Genomic DNA, 599 nt, shown 5'->3' on the forward strand with positions numbered 1-599 from the left:
ATCTTCTCGTCGAACTCGCGCAGGTCCGGCGGCGCGGTCATCCGGCGGATGCGCATCCGGGCACCGGCCTCGTCGATCAGGTCGATCGCCTTGTCCGGAAGGAACCGGTCGTTGATGTAGCGGTCGGCCAGCGTCGCGGCCGCGACCAGCGCCGAGTCGGTGATCGAGACGCGGTGGTGCGCCTCGTACCGGTCGCGCAGGCCCTTCAGGATCTCGATCGTGTGCTCGAGCGACGGCTCGCCCACCTGGATCGGCTGGAAACGACGCTCCAGCGCGGCGTCCTTCTCGATGTACTTGCGGTACTCCTCGAGCGTGGTCGCGCCGATCGTCTGCAGCTCGCCCCGCGCCAGCATCGGCTTCAGGATCGACGCCGCGTCGATCGCGCCCTCGGCCGCGCCCGCGCCGACGAGCGTGTGCAGCTCGTCGATGAACAGGATGATGTCGCCGCGGGTCTTGATCTCCTTGAGCACCTTCTTCAGGCGCTCTTCGAAGTCACCGCGGTACCGCGAACCGGCGACCAGCGAGCCGAGGTCAAGGGTGTAGAGCTGCTTGTCCTTGAGCGTCTCGGGCACCTCGCCCTTGACGATGCTCTGCGCCAG

Annotated in this window: 1 protein-coding gene; it reads right to left on the reverse strand. The window is 67.6% G+C overall.

Features of this window, described 5'->3' with window-relative positions:
- The coding region (locus tag ACFSVL_RS46575; RefSeq protein WP_378314605.1) for an AAA family ATPase at window positions 1-599 on the reverse strand (599 nt) is incomplete at both ends.

It is taken from the genome of Amycolatopsis silviterrae (assembly GCF_042684085.1).
GTDB classification, from domain to species: domain Bacteria; phylum Actinomycetota; class Actinomycetes; order Mycobacteriales; family Pseudonocardiaceae; genus Amycolatopsis; species Amycolatopsis silviterrae.